Source organism: Pseudomonas sp. 13B_3.2_Bac1, from assembly GCF_025466205.1.
GTDB lineage: Bacteria > Pseudomonadota > Gammaproteobacteria > Pseudomonadales > Pseudomonadaceae > Aquipseudomonas > Aquipseudomonas fluorescens_H.
The window spans coordinates 1-17,494 of sequence record NZ_JANLOG010000003.1 but is presented as its reverse complement, the minus strand read 5'-3'; the positions used below and the strand labels follow the sequence as shown (position 1 = coordinate 17,494).

Below are 17,494 nucleotides of genomic sequence, written 5' to 3'. Positions count from 1 at the left end.
CCTGTGGGAGCGGGCTTGCTCGCGAAGAGGCCAGTCCAGACAACCTCAAACCCTCAGGCACACCACTACTGGACCAGTTGATTGATCTCAATGATCGGCAACAACACCGCCATCACAATCACCAGCACCACCCCGCCCATCACCACGATCATCAGCGGCTCCAGCAACGCGGTCATGCCCATTGCCCGCCGTTCGATATCTCGCGACAGAGTCTGCGCCGCCCGTTCGAGCATCGGTGGCAGTGCGCCGGTTTTCTCGCCGCTGGCGATCAGGTGAATCAATACCGGCGGAAATACGTTCTCCACCCGCAGCGCCGCCGCAAGATTCACCCCTTCGCGAACCTTGGCCGTGGCGTCGCTGACACTCAGACTCAGGCGATCATTGGACAGCGTCTGCCGCGCCGCCTCCAGCGCGCGCAACAACGGCACGCCGGCACCGCCGAGAATCGCCAGCGTCGAGGCAAAGCGTGCGGTGTTCAGGCCCAGGACGAAACGTCCGATCAGCGGCAATTTCAGCACCCGATGATGCCAACTCAAACGTGCCGCCGGATTGCGCAGGTACAGGCGCCAGCTCCAGAAAGCACCCGCGATCAGCGCCGCACATAACCAGCCCCACGCCCGAATGAAATCACTGGCGGTGAGCATCGCCAACGTCAGCCCCGGCAAGTCCTGACGCGCCTGGGAAAACGCACTGACCACCTGCGGTACCACGTAACTGAGCAAGAAAATCACGATGCCGATCGACACCAGCCCGACCACCCCCGGATAGATAAACGCAGTCAGGATCTTGCCGCGCAGGTTATTGCGCTCCTCGATGTAATCCGCCAGTCGCTCCATCACCTGCGCCAGATCACCGGATTCCTCCCCGGCGGCGATCAGCGCGCGGTAGATCTCCGGAAAATCCCGTGGCCGTGCGGCCAATGACTCGGCCAGACGCATGCCGCTGCGCACGTCGGCACGCACCGCGCTGAGGGTATGGGCGATATGTTTTTTCTCGGCCTGCTCCACCGTTGCGCTGAGTGCCGCTTCGAGCGGCAGGCTGGCCCCGAGCAGACTCGCCAATTGCCGGGTGGCCCAGGCCAGATCGTTATCCGACAGGCGCGCACTGAACAGACCACCGCCGCCATGCTGGGCGACGTTGCTCTCCTTGTGCACCGACAATGCAGTCAAACCACGGCTGCGCAGCACGCCAAACGCAGCGCCCTGACTGTCCGCTTCCAGATGCCCGGACTCGATTTTGCCGGTGGCGTCGGCGGCTTCAAAACGATAGCGATTCATCAGGCGTCCCGGGTCACACGGAGAATTTCTTCAGGCGCGGTGGCACCGCTGCGAATCCAGCGCTCGCCGTCCTCGCGCAGGCTGAACATCCCGGCCTTTGACGCCGCCGCACGCAAGGCCTGCTCCCCTGCCCCTTGGTGAATCAGGGTGCGGATGTCGTCGTCGATGCAGAACAATTCGTGGATGCCGGTACGGCCGCTGTAGCCGGTGTGATTGCACGCTGGGCAACCCACCGGTCGCCATGTGCCAGGTGCCGCAGGGTCTTCCTGTTTGCACGCTTTGCAAAGGCGTCGCACCAGCCGCTGGGCCAGCACTCCAAGCATCGACGAGGCCAGCAGAAACGGTTCGACACCCATGTCGATCAAACGGTTGACCGCTGACACCGCGTCGTTGGTGTGCAGCGTCGCCAACACCAGGTGACCGGTGAGCGACGCCTGCACGGCGATTTGTGCAGTTTCCAGATCGCGGATCTCGCCGATCATGATGATGTCCGGGTCCTGGCGCAGAATCGCCCGCAAGGCCAGGGCGAAGGTCATGTCGATCTTGGCGTTGACCTGAATCTGGCTGATCCCCGGCAGGTCGTATTCCACCGGGTCTTCGACGGTGAGGATGTTGCTGGTGCTGGCATCCAGGCGCGCCAGCGCAGCGTACAGGCTGGTGGTCTTGCCGCTGCCGGTGGGGCCGGTGACCAGCACGATGCCGTGGGGCTGGCGGATCAAATGATCGAGTTTGGCCAGCACCTGCGCGTCCATGCCCAAGGTTTCCAGATGCAGGCGCCCGGCCTGCTTGTCGAGCAAGCGCATGACAACGCGTTCGCCATGCCCGGTGGGCACGGTCGACACGCGAATATCAATCGACCGCCCAGCCACACGCAGCGCGATACGGCCGTCCTGCGGCAAGCGTTTTTCGGCGATATCGAGCTGGGCCATGATCTTGATCCGCGACACCAGCGCACCGTGCAACGCCTTGCGCGGCGAGACTACATCACGCAGGGTGCCGTCGACGCGGTAGCGCACCACCGAATGGGTTTCGAACGGTTCGATGTGAATGTCGCTGGCCTCGTCCCGCGCGGCCTGTGTGAGCAAGGCGTTGATCATGCGGATCACCGGCGCGCCGTCCTGAGTGTCGAGCAGATCGGTGATTTCCGGCATGTCCTGCATCAGCCGGTCGAGATCGACTTCGTTCTCTGCCGCACCGACCACAGCGGCGGCGCTGCCGGTGTCGGCATAGGCGGTGGCGAGCAAGCCGTCGAGCTCGTCATCGCGCACGCGCTTGAGCGAGGTTTCACCGAACTGGCGCCGCACCTCACTGATTGACCAGCCCGGCGTCGATGGACACACGGTCAGCACGCCGTCGCACAACAGAATGCGCTGGGCCTTGGCCCAGGCGTAGGGAAGCGAACTCATCTCAAAACCTCCCCAACTCCAGGGTCTGTACATGTTTTTGTGGCGAGGGAGCTTGCTCCCGCTCGGGGGCGAAGCCCCCGTAAATCCGGCATGCAGGGTGTATCTGGAAGAATGGGGTAGCAGGTTTTGGGTCTGCTGCGCAGCCCAGCGGGAGCAAGCTCCCTCGCCACAGGAATGTTTTTCAGCTTGCGGGCCGAGTTCATGGCCTTGGCCCAAGCGCAGCGAAGCGAACTCATCTCAAAACCTCCCCAACTCCAGGGTCTGTACATGTTTGTGTGGCGAGGGAGCTTGCTCCCGCTCGGGGGCGAAGCCCCCGTAAATCCGGCATGCAGGGTGTATCTGGAAGAATGGGGTAGCAGGTTTTAGGTCTGCTGCGCAGCCCAGCGGGAGCAAGCTCCCTCGCCACAGGAATGTTTTTCAGCTTGCGGGCCGAGTTCATGGCCTTGGACCAAGCGCAGGGAAGCGCACTCATCTCAAAACCTCCCCAATCTCTCTGCCTGGAGGTGTTCCTGTGGTGAGGGGATTTATCCCCGATGGGCTGCGCAGCAGCCCCGAAACCTGACATCCGAATACATCTGGCTGACCGCATGCATAGGTTTTAGGGCCGCTTCGCTGCCCATCGGGGATAAATCCCCTCACTACAGGGTTACTTCTCAGATTGAGGGTGGGATTCAAAAGCGTGTGCTCCCTTCGATCGGCACAGCTTTGATGGTCGCACGGGGTCCCGAAGCCGGAACCGAACTCGGAACCCCCTGCGCCGCCGTCGGCAACTGCGGCGCCTGCATGTCCGGCATTGCCCAGCTGCGTTCCGGTTGCAGCCCGCCCTGGGCGCGGCGCATGAAGTCGTAGCGGTTGAGGGTGATGCTGCGCCCCGCTTCGCTGTCGCGGATGATGTACGGGCGCAGGAACACCATCAGGTTGGTCTTGGTGATCGCCCGGCGTTCGTTGCGAAACAGCGCGCCGATTCCCGGCAGGGTTCCCAGCCATGGCACCGCTTCGTTGCTCTGGCTGTAGCCGTCCTGGAGCAAGCCGCCGAGCACCATGATCTGGCCGTCGTCGAGCAGGATGCTGGTGTCGATCGCCCGTTTGTTGGTGACGATGCCCGCCGATGCCGCACTGGCCGAAGCACGCTCGTCGATGCTGCTGACCTCCTGATAGATATCAAGCTTGACCGTCCCGCCCTCGGAAATCTGTGGCCGCACATTCAACTTCAAACCCACCTCTTCACGGGTCACGGTCTGGAACGGGTTGTTGCTGGTGCCACCGCCGCCAGTAACGTAGCTGCCACTGACAAACGGAATGGTCTGGCCGACAAAAATGCTAGCCGCTTCGTTATCCAGGGTCAGCAGGTTTGGCGTCGACAGCACGTTGGTGCCGCCCTTGCTCTTCAACGCCCGGGCCAGCACTTTGAGGTCGAGGATCTTGCCGATGCCGGGAATGTCGACCGTGCCGTTGACGTAGCCGACGTTCAAGCCTTGCGGCAGCACGTCGAGACTGGTCTTGCCGTTGAGATTGATCCCTGACCCACCGAGGTTCGCCCCACCGATCACGCCTTTGCCGCCGAGATTGCCGGTCTGCCACTGCACGCCGAACTCGCTGGCATCGTCCTCGCCGACCTCAACGATCAGGCTCTCGATCACCACTTGCGCACGGCGCTGGTCGAGCAGGTCGATCACCTCGCGCAGGTTGCGATACAACGGGTCCGGCGCAGAAATCAGCAAGGTGTTGGTGGTGGCGTCGGCCTGAATCGTCACCCCGCCGGCGCTGAACGCGACGTTCTGTTCACTGGCCTGTTTGCCGGCGCTACTGGTCGCACTGCTGCCCGGCGCGTAACTGCCGCCGGTGCTGCCGGTATTTGAGGTGGTCGAGGTGTTGCCACTGGTTTGCGTGCCGCTCTGCGCACTCGACCCGCCATTGTTGCCGTTGCTGCCCATGGCGCTGAGCACCGAGCGCGCACTGTCGCTGGTGCCACTGTCGCTCTCGCCGGTGAGCAGCCCGCGCAACGCCTGCGCCAGTTTCGCCGCTTGCGCGTTACGTAAATAAACCACATGCAGGTTGCTCGGATTGCTCTGCGCGTTGTCGAGTTTGTAGATCAGATTGCGCGCCAGCTCGGTGCGCTCGGGGCTGCCGGCGCGGATGATGATGGTGTTGGAGCGCGGGTCGCCGATCACCGCGATTTTCTGCGTCGGGTCGTTGCCCGGCGCGTCGAGCAGATCCGCGACCATCGGCGCGATGTCGGCGGCGATGCCGTTCTGGATCTGCACCACGTCGGTGTCGATCGCGCTCGGGCTGTCGATGGTCTGGATCAACTGGGCGACGCGGGTCAGGTTCTCGGCGTAATCGGTGACGACGATAGTGTTGTTGCCCGGGTAGGCATTGATCGGATTGTTCGGCGATACGATCGGGCGCAGCACCGGAATCAGGTTCACCGCGTTCTCGTATTGCAGGCGAAAGGTGCGCGTGAGCATGCCGTTGCCGGCCGGTTTGTCGGCGCTGTAGATCGGGCCGCCGAGCAGTTTCGCATCGGCCTCCGGCACCACCTGCGCGACGCCACCGACATCGACCACGCTGAAGCCCTGCATGCGCAACGCCGCCAGCAACATGTCGTAAGCCTGGCGCGCCGGCACCTGACCTTCCGACACCAGCGTCAGGCTGCCCTTGACCCGAGGGTCGACCAGAAACTGCTGACCGGTCGAGCGCGACAGCGCACGCACCACCGCTTGAACATCGGCATCGACAAAATTCAGCGTCACCGGCTGATCACCCAACGGGTTGCTCGCCAGCGTGCTACTGCGCGGAGCAGCGCCACTGCGCGCACGCTCAGTGATGTTGTGCATCTGCCGTGGTTGCGGCGCTGCTTGCGCCTGGGCGCGTTGACGATCGAGCAGCGCATCGCCGCTGCGTTGGGTGTTGGCCAATGGGCGGCCGAGTTCGCTGTCCACCAGCAACGGCGGCTGATTTGGCGGCGTGGTGGTGTTGCTGCACGCGCTCAACGCCATCAGCAGCATCGGCAACGCCATGCGCGCCGGTTTGGATCCTGACCCCTTCATGAAGCTTCCTTAGCGCCCAGCGCCTGATCCATGCGAACGGTGCCTGACAATGTGCCGGCGGTGACTTCGGTCGAAGCGTTGTCGGCGCGTTGCAGACGGGCCTCGACCACTTGCAGAGAAAGCTGTGCCGGGGTGCTCAACAGCCAGTCGAGCACGGCATCGGCCGGCGCCGCGTCGAACGTCAGTTGCCAAGCGCCAGTCTCCCCGGCCTGCAATTGATAGTGCCCGGCCAGACCGGCAGCCTGTAGCGTCTGCTCAAGAGACTGCTCGATGCTTTGCCCCTGCGGACGCACGCTGACCTCGCGCAACAGCACTTCCAGCGCTTCGGTCTGCGCACGCAGCTTCGGCGTTTCGGCTTGCCAGTAAGTGATTTTTTTCAGCGGCGGCTGGATCAGCGCGACCCACACCAACAGCGCCAGCAGCACCGCAGCCATGCCGCCGACCATGCGTTTTTCGCGCAGGGCCAGCGCCTGCCAGCGGACTTGAAGCTGCGCGCTGAAACCCTGCCAGCGGGCGCGGTAAACCGCGAGCGATGCCTTATTCATCTTCTGCTCCGCTGTCGTCGGTGCTGTCATCGGGAGTGGTGACTTCGTCGCTCGGGCGCAGCAGCCAGCCTTCATCGTCAGCCGTCGCACTGATCCCGACCTGGGCCAATGCGGCTTGCCAATCCTTGTCCTTGTCATTGGCACTGCGCCGGGCATCGGCCAGCAGGCTCAACTGCAAGCTGCCATCGACAAACATCAGGCGCTCGACCGTGCCGGCCATGAACGGCATGCCACTGCCGGCCTGCAACACCAACCGATTGAACGGCTGCGCCGGGTCCTCCGCCGCGCCCTTCTGCCGCGCCGCCAATTGCTGACGCGCCTGCTGCAGCGGATTGAGGATCACCGGCAACTCGGGAAAGGCCTGCTTCACCCGCAGCGCCATCTGCGCCTTGAGCTGCTGGCCCTGACTGGCTTCACGGGCGGCATACAGGTTCAAGCCGATGACCCACACCGCCACCGCCAATGCGCAAAGCCCCAGCGCCCGGCCCCAACCGCGATGCTCGCCGCGCTGCTGTTGCACCGCACCCTGCAGACCCCAACCGGGCAACGGCCCGGTCCAGCGCTGCGCCTCGGCCATCGGCAATTGCGCTTGCGGCGGCGGTGCAGAACCGATCCAGTGCAGCGGCGTGCCGCAGGTCAGCAGCCAATCGCCAATCTCCTCGTCGAACAGCGGCTGCACCCGCGCCACCTGCACGCTTTCGCGCAGCAACAAATGGCCGTCCTGCCGACAGGCCACCGTGCCCGGCAGCACCGGCAAGCTGTACGCCGCCGGGTACAGACCGCGCAGATTCAGACCGACCTGTTTCAGCAGTTGCCCCAAGTGCAGCAAATGCTGATGCGGCGCCCAGGCGATCTGCACCTGCCCCGCTTCGTCCCGTGGACTATGAGCGATGTACATGTCGTTGCTATCGCCGAGCATCAAGGCCTGCGCAGCGCATTGCACGGCTGCGGCGGTCTTGTTCGCCGGCAGCGGCGGCAAGTCGATGCTCGCCAGCAGGCTGTCCGCCGGGTGCAGAAAAGCGCTCAGCGCTGGCTGCTTCGGTAGCTGCCCCAGTTGAGTAAAGGTCAGACGCTGCTCACGAATGACCTGCCCCTGCCGGTCCAGCCACGCACAATCCATCTCACTGTCGAGACTCAACCCCGCCAGTGGCGGCAAACTCACACGCAACTGACTCATACGCCCACCCGCGACCAGATCACCTGCGGCAGACGATCCTCGCTGCGGTGCAGCAACGCATCGAGACTGACTCGGCGCTGATCACGCCGCGCCTCGCCACGCAGACGAAACCAGTCGCTGGTGATACCGACCTTGACGCTGGTCAGCTCCAGTTGCGGCATGCGCAAGCGGTTGACGAAATCGCCACGGTTGATGAACCAGCGCCCGGCATCGCGCTCATTGATCAGCGCCTGCGCGCGCTCCAGCGACAACCCCGGCACATACGCGGCCAACACCGGCGCAGTGGCGGTATTGCCATTGAGCCAAGTGGTCGCCGGAATTACCGTGAGATACGGCGCCAGTTTGCCGATGACCGTCTCATTCACGCCCTCGACGCTGCGCAAGTCATCAATACTGCGCAGCATCGGCAACTTCGGATTCTGCGGTTTGCGCGACGCATTCGGCGACGTGGCGCGGCCACTGTCAAAGGCGTTTTTGCTTGCGGTGTTTTCGGCGATCTGCGGATTCAACAGGTACGGATAAGAGCCAATCACCCGCTGACTGATGCGCTGACTCAACCCAGCGCTGACGCCGATCAACTCGCAAAGCCGCTGAAACGCCTGCACCTGCGCCTCATCGACACGCTCGTTGGCCACCAGATTGCGCAGGTTGAACTTGCCCTGCTCATCCTCCAGCCGCCCCTCGAAACCCTGCGCACTCAAGCGCTGCGCCCACGGCTGATCGAGCCGGGTCAACGGATCACGCTGCCGCGCATCCCAGAGCAATTGCCGGCTGATCTCCAGACCACCGTGCAACACCCAGCGCCCCTGCACCCGCTGCTGATCCGCCTCCAGCGCACGAGTCGAAACGCTCTGCCGGGTCAACATCCCCGCCGCAATCACCGCGACCACCGCCGCAATCAACAGCGCGCTGATGATCGCCATCCCCTGCTGGTTCGATTGGCTATTCATCACCGGCCTTACAGCTGCCAGGAACCGATATCGGCATTCACGCCGTCGCCGTCAGGCTGACCGTCGGCACCGAGGGAAAAGATATCGATCTCGCCATTCGCGCCGGGGTTGAGGTACTGATAAGGACGACCCCACGGGTCATTCGGCAAACGCTCCAGGTACGAACGCCAGTTACTGTTCTTCGCATCCGCCGGCCGCTCCACCAGCACTTTCAAACCCTGAGTCATGCTCGGATAACTGCCATGATCGAGGCGATACAACTTCAGCGCCTGCATCAAACCGCCAATATCCTGCTTCGCCGCCGTGGCCCGCGCCTGATCCGGCCGATCGAGCACCTTGGGCACCACCATCGCCGCCAGAATCCCGAGAATCACCACCACCACCATGATCTCGATCAGGGTAAAACCCTGCTGCCCACGGGGCATCCGGCTCGGTCGTCCGGGCTGTTTGAACTGCGCGATATCCATCTCGACATTCCCTTGGCTTGATTCGATTCGACGCGCAGTGTTGCAAGAAGATATGTCAGGGATGTTGAAAATCCTCGGGAGTTTTCGTCGTCAAGCCGTCAAGGACGCGGGTTAGGGTCGAGGGCTGTGTTTTGGTTTTGGGCCATTTATGCGCGCGTGTTCCCGAGAAGCGGGTTTCACCTTGATTGAGGTGCTGGTGGCGCTGGCGATCATTGCTGTGGCGATGTCGGCGGCTGTGCGCGTGGCGGGGTTGATGACGCAGAGCAGTGGGATTTTGCGGGATCGTTCGGTGGCGATGATTGCGGCGCAGAGTCGCATGGCGGAGTTGCGGTTGGAAGGCAAGTTGCCGATGGGTATGAAAGCGCTGGAATGTGATCAGGGGCGGTTGTTGCTGCGCTGCGAACAGGTAATCGCAGCGGCAGAGAATGGTCGATTGCTAAAAATCGGCATCCAAGTATTCGACCGCAGCCAGGATGCGCCGCCGTTGGCCAAGCTTGAGACATTACTGAGCAGGCCACGGGACTGACGCCATTAGCGATTGAGCTGTTCATCGATTTCCTGAAAACCTGTTTTCTGAAAGTATATAGGACCGCGTTTTCCGTGCCCTATCGACACCTTTTGGATCAGGACGAGCCTCATGGATTTTGATCACGACTTGCCTCAGCTTGGTGACATCCTGCTGCTGAGAGGAAAGAGCCTGCTAACCAAGCCCAACATGACGATTCAGTCGATCACACGGTTACAAAGATCGAGCTATTCACATGTCGCAGTAGTGACTGGGCTAAACATGATCATGGATGCAAATCCACGCATCGGAATAACCCTGCGTCTATGGGATGATGTGCGTCACACCTACGACGTTGCCAATTCTTTGTTGCTCAGACATAGAACGGTAGACAACGTGACTATTAACGGTCTGATTCAGCGAGCATATTATTACTACGGACAAAAATACAAATTAACAGCATTGATAGGTAACGAATCAACATTTTCAGATAACGAAGGCATGGTTTGTTCTCAGTTCATTGCGCAAATTTATCAAGATTGCAAACTACAATGCTCAGAAAAATTGAGCCGTAAAACGCTTCCAATAGACATCCACACTTTTACAAGGTCGAACCCAGATTGGATTCGCCGCCCGCTTTGTGAAGTCAAAATTGGAACAAGTCACTACTCTGATGAGACGGCTTACCCCATGACTCTCGCCACCCATAATATAGACAACTATGTCGCTGCAACAACTAAGCAGGCGTTCGATTTTAGTAAACAGTTTCATAAGTTAATTGACCAATTAGAGGGCATGACGAATCTCATTGACGCTGCAAAGGGTGACTTGATCCCTATCACCCTGCGGATGGCGGACTCTCCAAAGACCGACATTTCCATCGAACATATCAGCGCCTCATGGCGTCATTATTTTCTGGAGCCGAGAGCCAAGTCCACATTCCTTCATGAGGACGGCCCGGCCGCTGGCAAGCAGGTAAAGCTTTTCGTTAAAACCTGCGAAATCGTAAAACATCATAATAATGCAGCCGATAAAGCGTTGAACCAGTTGCTATTTTTAATGAAAAAAATTGAAGAGCTGGCGAGGGCTTTACCACTTACTCCAACAGAAATGGATATCAACACATGGTTTGCTAACCATCTAGAGCTCAGGAAAGATGCACAGCATCAAATAGACATTCTTGACTGGGTCTTCACCTCAAACCCAAGCAACACCGAATTCGCCCCAAGACTCGACCTCCAGGCACTTATGGAGGAATACGACAAGGATCCAAAACCTGACTTCAATGAAGCGCTAGATACACTTTCCATCATTGCCAACTATTGCCATTTGTGCGATCGCTGGTTAAAACAGCGCCCCCACTATGAAAAAGTAATGAGCGCTCACAATGCTGCAGAGAATCTAACACAGCAATAGACCTGTAACTTTGAAGCATTACTTGAGGATAATTTTCCTTTGGGGGCGTGGCTCGAGGAACTGCCAAATGAAGGCTACAACCTTCGTACTTGTCGCATTTTATTGCATGCGTATCAGCGCAACGTTCGCCGACGCTTCACAGGCGCCAAACGACGAGCGTGGGCCAGCGGGGATCGTCGTCGGTGAGCGTTTGGCTGCGGCCAAATCCAAGCTAGTCAAACAAGGCTGGAAGCCGACGCGGATGCACACCAGCGACGGCTATGAATACAGTGGCGTGGAGAAGGAGCTGGCTACACGTAGTTTCTTCGAACTGGATACCTGCTCGTTTGATAGCTCGCGCTGCATCTTGTACTACGCGAAGAAAGGAACTTGCCTACGCATCGATACCCTCGGAGAGCAATTCAATGCCATGACGGTGACGCGATGGACCCGTGAATGCCCTGAAGCGCCTCAATAACCACACGAAGACGGCACGGTAATAATCAACTGCTCCCACAGGTTTCAGCGTCGTACACAGCATTTGCAATCAGCATAAAACCCTGTGGGAGCGAGCCTGCTCGCGAAGGCGCCAGAATGAACACCCGATCAATCACCAGATGATCCCGACACCCGCATTACTCCGGCAATTGCAAATTATCCAACGCCCGATTCACCGCCAACTCCCCGAGCATGATCAACTGCGCAATCCCCGCCAACGCATGGCGCTGCGATGCCGGCAACAGGCTGGAGACGTTCTGGGCGATGGTTTTGGCCGAAGCGAGTGTTGCACTGGCATCGACCAGCAGCTCTTCGGTTTTGTTGTCCGCCGTCACGGCGTACATCCCACGGTTTTTACGTGGGGGCGGCGTGGAACCGGGTGGACAGAGATAATGGTCGAGCGCGCGGTCGGCGGCTTCGTGGAGTTTTTTTGAGTCGATGGATTCGTAGGGGGAAACCGAGGCTGTTTCGGGCGGGTTGGGTGTTGGTTTGATCATGAGTGAATCTCCAAATCATAGAAAAGGAGCCATCATCTTTCGCTACCAAACGAAGGGGTGGTGGCCATACGAAGGTTGGTAGACCGGTGACTTGGAGAACCGGCGCGCCCGAAGACGCCCTGCGCATGGCCACCATAAATACACAGCCCCAAAAGGGCCTGTATCGGGTGACGCTATGCGCCAAGTCTAAGCCGGGCTACCAAACCCGATCGCTGATTCGTCAGCGACCGGACCACAATAGAATCCGACCCAAAAGCGCACAAGCCGGCGGATTCTGGCGTAGCTGTAGGCAAAGGCGCAAGGATGTGTAGCCTGGGAGAGTGTTTGGAAATGTCTTTTTAAACGTTGGCGTTTATCGGGAGATCCCTTTCTATCAAGTTTCCCTGAATAGATCCGTCCCCTTATCCTCTACTAATCCCACCAGAGGAAAGAAATCACCGAGGTTACCAGCCGTAACTGTCAATCTCTGACGAATAAACAGTTCTGTTTTTGGGCACATCGCCTTCATTACACGAGACCTAACGCTGATTACCTTTCGAATTTCAATCATTTCCAGCACTGGTGCCGACCAGAAGCGAGTTTCCAACGGCTTTCGACCAAGCTACCGTTTTGACATCAGTTAAAATTAGACTAGGGTGATAAATAAACAAGCAACGCGGATGATTTACTAATGATTGTCGGATTATTCATAAGAAACTTCAAAATCTATCAAAATATAAACTACATCCCTCTATCTAAAGGCAAATTATTTAGCGCGATAGTAGGAGAAAATGGTGCTGGAAAAAGCTCTATCCTGGAAGCATTGAACTCATACTTCAATAACTTTGATTGGAATTGCAATCACATCGTTGTGACTAGCGGCTTTGATACAAGAGAGCCTTTCATATGCCCAGTATTTCTTTTTGAAAAAAATCGTCTACCCAATACCTTTAAACACGAATCCGCCTTAGACGTTGCAAGCTCTTTTGTTTGGGGAGCAACCAACCAATCATTCAACTCAGCCAATAGAAAGATTGCCACTCAATTTTGTGAACATCGCGATCTACTTATCGAAGAAGGCTACAGCGCCGAGACTCACTACCTGTTCCCTATGGGGCTTCTGAAGCATGGTGTAAACACGCCCACTGAATGTTATTTTTCGATTTTTGAGACACATGAGGATGAGATAGGCGTAAAGTTTATCGACATGATTGGCAAGAGCGAGGCAGAGGCACTTCTACAGCTAGTCCAAGATACTTATAGCTATGTATATTTGCCATCGGAAATTGATTTTCAGTCTTATACAAAAATTGAAGGACGAACAATACAGGCTCTGCTGGGGCGAAAGCTTGACAGTATCGTTCGAGCTTTTATAAGCTCTAAAACAATAACGGATATTAATCGTGACTTAACATCTTTTCTTAATGAAATAGCTTCGGTATTAGAAGGGTACGAGTACAAAAAACCATCAAAAAAACAAACATTATTCAATCACTCCCATTTTACAGAAAAGGTGATTGAAGCTTTTTTTGACTCGAAAGTCTTGACAAAAATTGACGGAGACAATTCCACACCAGTCAACAACTTAAGCTCTGGTGAAAAGCGAAAAGCCCTTATCGATGTTGCACGAGGATTTCTGTTAAGAGCTGAACAGGGTGGGCCCCAGCAAGTCGTTCTAGCCATAGACGAACCGGAGCTTTCACTTCATGTCTCTGCTTGCTTTGAACAATTTGAAAAACTTAAAGAAATATCGGAAGCAAAGGTTCAAACAATTATCACCACGCACTGGTATGGCTTTATGCCAATAGTATCGAATGGGGTAGCTGTATATATATCCAAGATAGAGCAAACACGAGCAGTTCCGCTAATTGACTTAAGATGCTTTCGTGACGATATCAAGCAACTTAAAGAAAAAACCCGCGGGGTGTTGCCAGCAAATATCGAGCTAAAGGGCATGAATGATTTAGTGCAATCAATAATTGCATCTATTACAGGAGCAGATTATAAATGGGTCGTTTGTGAGGGCTCATCTGATAAAATTTATTTAGAGCATTATTTTTCTGGCGATTCAAAGCGTCCGTTCATATTACCGGTCGGAGCTGCAAAAAATGTCAAAAAAATCTTCGCGTATATTGTGATGGCACTAGACTCTGACAGGGACGACATTGAAGGCAGAGTTTTGTTTTTGCTTGATACTGATAAGAGCTTTGAGAAATTTGATGGCTCGGACGGCATTGATAACTTACGCATACGGCGCCTATTAAATTCCTCCTCGGAAATGAGAACCACTTTGGTACATACGACCAACTCAGTGTTTTTTCCTCCCACAGAGATTGAGGATTCATTAGATGCTGAGGCGTTTTTGAGTACGTTGGCTCTTTTTGAAGCGGACGAGGCATATCAAGAAATTTTTGGAGAGCTTTCAGAAACGCTGACGGTTACTGATGTCGACCTTCCCTCTGGTCTAGCTTTGAACCTCAGAAGCTCCGACAAATTGGTTTTAGAAAAACTTTTTGACATGGAAGGTTTTAAAATAAAGTTTGCATTAGCGTACACAGAGAACTCTGACCCAAGTAGGTGCCCCGATTGGATAACTGAAATAAAGCAATTTCTGTATCCTCCAAAACCGAGACTTAAACGAATCAGAGCTGATAGAGCAGGTTGATTTTTTTAGATGCAATTACTTTAGAAGCGTTAGCGAGCACAAATGCGATTAATACCAGACACACATACTCGCACATTCCGAGGTGCACCCCACATTCTTAAATAATAGACAATATGCTTACAGCAATATTAATGCTTGAACAGGACTTACCGAGTTAACATACCCCCATATCCCCTTTTTTTGCTTATCGCTTGACGCCTCTTTGTAGTTTAATAAAAGCTCATTGAACCGCCAGTCAACTATACTCATAAAGCCTTGCCTCAGCTCTATATTAAATACAGTTATACTATCACACGGACCCTGCGATTTTTCTTGATTCAATAAAAACCCGGACCGTTCTGCGCTTTTTTGGATCATTAACAGAGCAGCTTCCGCCTTTTCCAAGCATTGTGTTGAAACAATAATATCGTCAACATAAACACTTACTCTCACGCCCTCACTCTTATTGAGTGAGTCAATCGTTTTACCAAGAGAGCTTTTTCTCAAGCATAGAGACGCTATAATTGTCGACTGAACAAAACCAAATGGCAACGCGAAAATCTGACCTGCGACTAGCGGAATAGAAACCGTTGACTCCATGGCGATAGCTCTAGATTTTTCGTATCCGAAATACGGTTTTAGCTCCCGAGTTATTCGACTTCTATTTATGCTATTAAAGAATTTCTTGATATCCACACAAACAAAATATTTCCCGCCCAAGTGACACTTTACAGCCTCGACATGCCCACCGTTTTTCAAGTGATAGTAATTTGAAGGTGGGAACCATTTTAACTCAATGAGCTTCTTGAAAAACGCCCCTTCTTTTAGAGTTTCTAAAGTTGGGACATACACCCAAGTGCTGGATTTTAGTCGAAATCTACTGAGCCATTTATGAGAATTCTGCATCAGACATAGACTCGAAATAGTTAAAAGCCACGCTCAAGAGCGGAAGAGCTGCATCCACGAACTTCAAAATGACCGTAGCCAAAGTGAAGACCTTGGTAGCAAACTCAATACGCTTCTGAGCTTGGCTGTAATCAAATTTCTTCATGATTACGTACCTCATCTAAATTCCTGGCTGACCGAGCGCTAAGCGCATGGCTTTACAACCAACGAGGAGACCGATGAGACAAAACGAGTCATATCGGATAACCCAGAGATCACATAGTGACGCGATGAGGGACACGCTGCGTGGCAGCCTGTCGCCAGGAAGATTGGATCCTAACATCTCGCATTGAAAGGCCGCAACGTCGTAACGTTCAGGCCCATAGAACTGAGAGTTGTTGGCGGTTTTCGGGTATCTCAAATGAATCCTGCGGGTCGAAGGCAGTTACAAACACGCCTTGCTTTTCCGTTCTGGCTTCCGACTAAAGGCCAAAATAGCGAACTTCAACCCAGCAAATCACGGCCTGACCAACCTCGGCATCTCCACCCCCTCCCCCAACCTCTCCACCCCCAACCGCACCCGCTCCCCCCCCTGCTCAATCACCACCCCATCCCCCTCCACCGCCACCAACTTCATCCCAGGGCCCACCCTCTCCCCCTGCAAAAAACTCCTCGGCGGGCCATCGTTCAAACTCAAAATCGCCACCGCCCCGCGACTCCCCGCCATCACCCCGTTCACCTTGATGTCCACCGGCGCCGTCTGGTTGGAAAACCACTGCAATGCCGGGCTATCACTACGCGCCGCGAGCATTTGCGGGGGGGCTGGTGGGGTGTGGGATTCGGCGGAGGTCAGGAGTAGCGACGACCAGGTCGCGACGCCGACCAGGGCGCCGAGCAGTGCGAGGGCCTGGACGGTTTGTGGGGGGGAAATGCGGGTGGTGAGCATCATGGGCTGAATCTCCTTTTAGTCCCTGCTGACAGGCTACCCGGCAATTCTCACGGTTTTATTTCACACGCCTTACATGTTGGCCGTGCAGTATGTTTTTTTGGGACGGGGCAGGACGCAACGGAGCGCGCAACCGATGAATGTGGGCAAGCAACAGGGCTTTACGCTGATCGAGTTGATGGTGGTGCTGGTGATCATCGGGATTGCCAGTGCGGCGATCAGTCTGAGTATCAAGCCGGATCCGCTGCAGTTGCTGCGCAAGGACGCCGAGCGGGTGGCGCAGTTGCTGCAGGTGGCGCAGGCGGAGGCGCGGGCGGATGGTCGGCCGATTGTGTGGCTGAGTGATGGCAAGGGCTTTCGCTTAAGTCGGCGCAGTGACGGTGGTCGGGGGTTTGAGCATTTCAAGGATGACCCGCAGTTGCGGCCGCGCACTTGGCAGAGTCCGAAGCTGGAGGTGCGGGTGGAGCCGAAGCAGAAGGTGGTGCTCAACGCCGAGTGGATCAATCCGCCGCTGCAATTGACCTTGTCTGATGGGCTCAATCGGCTGAGTGTGCTGCGCGATGCCAGTGGCAGGATCAGTGTGCAATGAACGATCAACGGGGCTTTACCCTGATCGAGGTGATGGTCGCGATTCTGCTGATGGCGGTGGTGAGTTTGATTGCGTGGCGCGGGCTGGACAGTGTGACGCGGGCGGACAGTCATTTGCAGGCGAGCAGTGAGCAGAGCGACAGTTTGTTGCGGGCGTTGAATCAGTTGCAGCGTGATGTGGATATGCGTGCGGGTGTGGAGTTGAGTGAGCCGAAGAAGGTTGGTGTGGATGATGAGCCGCCGACGGCGCCGCCTGCGCTGACGGTGCGGAGCAGTGATAGCAAGGGGTTTCGGCTGGATATTATTCGCAGTGCGGCGGATCAGCCTGGGGCTTTGCAACGGGTGCGCTGGTGGGTCAAGGGGGATACGTTGTATCGGGCGGTGGCTGAGGCGCGCAGTCGTTATCCGTTGCCGGCGCCGGGGGTTGGGGTGGCGGTGTTGCAGGGTGTGAGTGATGTGCAGGTGCGGGTTTGGGAGGTGGATAAGGGGTGGCGCCAGTTGAGTGGGAATCGGCGGGAGGATCCGTTGGGGTTGGAGGTGCGGTTGACGCGGGAGACGGCGCAGGGGGGGGAGCGGTATCGGCAGGTGATGGGGCCGCTGGAGTAGTCAGCATCACTGCAAAATCCTGTGGGAGCGGGGGGGGGGGGGGGGGGGGGGGGGGGGGGGGGGGGGGGGGGGGGGGGGG

The 17,494-nt window shown here is 56.6% G+C and carries 17 protein-coding genes; 6 read left to right on the top strand and 11 right to left on the bottom strand.

Going from position 1 to position 17,494, the window contains the following annotated elements:
* Positions 1–65 precede the first annotated feature (65 nt).
* From gspF to gspG, 7 genes are all read right to left on the bottom strand, one after another.
* A complete protein-coding gene (gene gspF / locus NTD85_RS00425; protein ID WP_226499155.1) occupies positions 66–1,277 on the bottom strand; it encodes a type II secretion system inner membrane protein GspF in 1,212 nt (403 codons plus the stop codon).
* A complete protein-coding gene (gene gspE / locus NTD85_RS00420; RefSeq protein ID WP_262141156.1) occupies positions 1,277–2,683 on the bottom strand; it encodes a type II secretion system ATPase GspE in 1,407 nt (468 codons plus the stop codon). The genes gspF and gspE overlap by 1 nt, the downstream gene beginning before the upstream one ends.
* Positions 2,684–3,354: 671 nt before the next feature.
* Positions 3,355–5,733, bottom strand: a complete 2,379-nt coding sequence (gspD, locus tag NTD85_RS00415; protein ID WP_262141155.1) for a type II secretion system secretin GspD — start codon at positions 5,731–5,733, stop codon at positions 3,355–3,357.
* Positions 5,730–6,278: a type II secretion system protein M gene (locus tag NTD85_RS00410; protein ID WP_262141154.1), complete on the bottom strand. Its 549-nt coding sequence runs from the start codon at positions 6,276–6,278 to the stop codon at positions 5,730–5,732. The genes gspD and NTD85_RS00410 overlap by 4 nt, the downstream gene beginning before the upstream one ends.
* Positions 6,271–7,455 (bottom strand): type II secretion system protein GspL, encoded by a 1,185-nt coding sequence (gene gspL / locus NTD85_RS00405; RefSeq protein ID WP_262141153.1) that lies wholly within the window; start codon positions 7,453–7,455, stop codon positions 6,271–6,273. Before gspL ends, NTD85_RS00410 begins: the two co-directional genes overlap by 8 nt.
* Positions 7,452–8,405, bottom strand: coding sequence for a type II secretion system minor pseudopilin GspK (gspK, locus tag NTD85_RS00400; protein ID WP_262141152.1), 954 nt, complete (start codon positions 8,403–8,405; stop codon positions 7,452–7,454). Before gspK ends, gspL begins: the two co-directional genes overlap by 4 nt.
* A gap of 8 nt (positions 8,406–8,413) precedes the next feature.
* On the bottom strand, positions 8,414–8,872 hold the full coding sequence (gene gspG, locus NTD85_RS00395) for a type II secretion system major pseudopilin GspG (protein WP_315975070.1): 459 nt from the start codon (positions 8,870–8,872) through the stop codon (positions 8,414–8,416).
* A 148-nt stretch (positions 8,873–9,020) separates the two neighbouring features.
* Here gspG and gspI point away from each other — a divergent pair, with 148 nt between their 5' ends.
* The 3 genes from gspI (at position 9,021) to NTD85_RS00380 (ending at position 11,250) form a co-directional block, all read left to right on the top strand.
* Positions 9,021–9,398, top strand: coding sequence for a type II secretion system minor pseudopilin GspI (gene gspI, locus NTD85_RS00390; protein WP_262141151.1), 378 nt, complete (start codon positions 9,021–9,023; stop codon positions 9,396–9,398).
* 111 nt (positions 9,399–9,509) lie between these two features.
* Positions 9,510–10,793: a hypothetical protein gene (locus NTD85_RS00385; RefSeq protein WP_262141149.1), complete on the top strand. Its 1,284-nt coding sequence runs from the start codon at positions 9,510–9,512 to the stop codon at positions 10,791–10,793.
* Positions 10,794–10,860: 67 nt separating this feature from the next.
* Complete coding sequence (locus NTD85_RS00380; protein ID WP_262141147.1) at positions 10,861–11,250, top strand: hypothetical protein; 390 nt, start codon at positions 10,861–10,863, stop codon at positions 11,248–11,250.
* A 157-nt stretch (positions 11,251–11,407) separates the two neighbouring features.
* Here NTD85_RS00380 and NTD85_RS00375 read toward each other — a convergent pair whose 3' ends face one another.
* A complete protein-coding gene (locus NTD85_RS00375; RefSeq protein ID WP_008087957.1) occupies positions 11,408–11,767 on the bottom strand; it encodes a DUF6124 family protein in 360 nt (119 codons plus the stop codon).
* Between the two features lie 670 nt (positions 11,768–12,437).
* Between NTD85_RS00375 and NTD85_RS00370 the strand changes: the two genes are divergently transcribed.
* Positions 12,438–14,411, top strand: coding sequence for an AAA family ATPase (locus NTD85_RS00370; RefSeq protein WP_131670274.1), 1,974 nt, complete (start codon positions 12,438–12,440; stop codon positions 14,409–14,411).
* 117 nt (positions 14,412–14,528) lie between these two features.
* On the opposite strand, the gene NTD85_RS00365 is transcribed toward NTD85_RS00370, so the two are convergent.
* From NTD85_RS00365 to NTD85_RS00355, 3 genes are all read right to left on the bottom strand, one after another.
* Positions 14,529–15,296 (bottom strand): reverse transcriptase domain-containing protein, encoded by a 768-nt coding sequence (locus NTD85_RS00365; RefSeq protein ID WP_262141145.1) that lies wholly within the window; start codon positions 15,294–15,296, stop codon positions 14,529–14,531.
* Positions 15,280–15,441: a hypothetical protein gene (locus NTD85_RS00360; RefSeq protein ID WP_262141144.1), complete on the bottom strand. Its 162-nt coding sequence runs from the start codon at positions 15,439–15,441 to the stop codon at positions 15,280–15,282. The genes NTD85_RS00365 and NTD85_RS00360 overlap by 17 nt, the downstream gene beginning before the upstream one ends.
* Positions 15,442–15,792: 351 nt before the next feature.
* Positions 15,793–16,224, bottom strand: a complete 432-nt coding sequence (locus tag NTD85_RS00355; protein ID WP_262141143.1) for a type II secretion system protein N — start codon at positions 16,222–16,224, stop codon at positions 15,793–15,795.
* Positions 16,225–16,357: 133 nt separating this feature from the next.
* Between NTD85_RS00355 and gspH the strand changes: the two genes are divergently transcribed.
* Entirely contained in the window at positions 16,358–16,810 is a 453-nt protein-coding gene (gene gspH / locus NTD85_RS00350) for a type II secretion system minor pseudopilin GspH (protein WP_262141142.1), read from the top strand.
* The gene (locus NTD85_RS00345) at positions 16,807–17,415 is read left to right on the top strand and encodes a prepilin-type N-terminal cleavage/methylation domain-containing protein (RefSeq protein ID WP_262141141.1); all 609 of its coding nucleotides are present in this window, start codon (positions 16,807–16,809) and stop codon (positions 17,413–17,415) included. Before gspH ends, NTD85_RS00345 begins: the two co-directional genes overlap by 4 nt.
* Positions 17,416–17,494: the final 79 nt, after the last annotated feature.

What these genes read in the sequence shown, in the direction of transcription:
- NTD85_RS00345 (WP_262141141.1), top strand. Translation starts at nt 16,807, where the DNA reads ATGAACGATCAACGGGGCTTTACCCTGATCGAGGTGATGGTCGCGATT.
- NTD85_RS00370 (WP_131670274.1), top strand. Translation starts at nt 12,438, where the DNA reads ATGATTGTCGGATTATTCATAAGAAACTTCAAAATCTATCAAAATATA.
- NTD85_RS00380 (WP_262141147.1), top strand. Translation starts at nt 10,861, where the DNA reads ATGAAGGCTACAACCTTCGTACTTGTCGCATTTTATTGCATGCGTATC.
- NTD85_RS00365 (WP_262141145.1), bottom strand. Translation starts at nt 15,296, where the DNA reads ATGCAGAATTCTCATAAATGGCTCAGTAGATTTCGACTAAAATCCAGC.
- NTD85_RS00355 (WP_262141143.1), bottom strand. Translation starts at nt 16,224, where the DNA reads ATGATGCTCACCACCCGCATTTCCCCCCCACAAACCGTCCAGGCCCTC.
- NTD85_RS00385 (WP_262141149.1), top strand. Translation starts at nt 9,510, where the DNA reads ATGGATTTTGATCACGACTTGCCTCAGCTTGGTGACATCCTGCTGCTG.
- gspD (WP_262141155.1), bottom strand. Translation starts at nt 5,733, where the DNA reads ATGAAGGGGTCAGGATCCAAACCGGCGCGCATGGCGTTGCCGATGCTG.
- gspK (WP_262141152.1), bottom strand. Translation starts at nt 8,405, where the DNA reads ATGAATAGCCAATCGAACCAGCAGGGGATGGCGATCATCAGCGCGCTG.
- NTD85_RS00375 (WP_008087957.1), bottom strand. Translation starts at nt 11,767, where the DNA reads ATGATCAAACCAACACCCAACCCGCCCGAAACAGCCTCGGTTTCCCCC.
- gspG (WP_315975070.1), bottom strand. Translation starts at nt 8,872, where the DNA reads ATGGATATCGCGCAGTTCAAACAGCCCGGACGACCGAGCCGGATGCCC.
- gspF (WP_226499155.1), bottom strand. Translation starts at nt 1,277, where the DNA reads ATGAATCGCTATCGTTTTGAAGCCGCCGACGCCACCGGCAAAATCGAG.
- gspL (WP_262141153.1), bottom strand. Translation starts at nt 7,455, where the DNA reads ATGAGTCAGTTGCGTGTGAGTTTGCCGCCACTGGCGGGGTTGAGTCTC.
- gspH (WP_262141142.1), top strand. Translation starts at nt 16,358, where the DNA reads ATGAATGTGGGCAAGCAACAGGGCTTTACGCTGATCGAGTTGATGGTG.
- NTD85_RS00410 (WP_262141154.1), bottom strand. Translation starts at nt 6,278, where the DNA reads ATGAATAAGGCATCGCTCGCGGTTTACCGCGCCCGCTGGCAGGGTTTC.
- NTD85_RS00360 (WP_262141144.1), bottom strand. Translation starts at nt 15,441, where the DNA reads ATGAAGAAATTTGATTACAGCCAAGCTCAGAAGCGTATTGAGTTTGCT.
- gspI (WP_262141151.1), top strand. Translation starts at nt 9,021, where the DNA reads ATGCGCGCGTGTTCCCGAGAAGCGGGTTTCACCTTGATTGAGGTGCTG.
- gspE (WP_262141156.1), bottom strand. Translation starts at nt 2,683, where the DNA reads ATGAGTTCGCTTCCCTACGCCTGGGCCAAGGCCCAGCGCATTCTGTTG.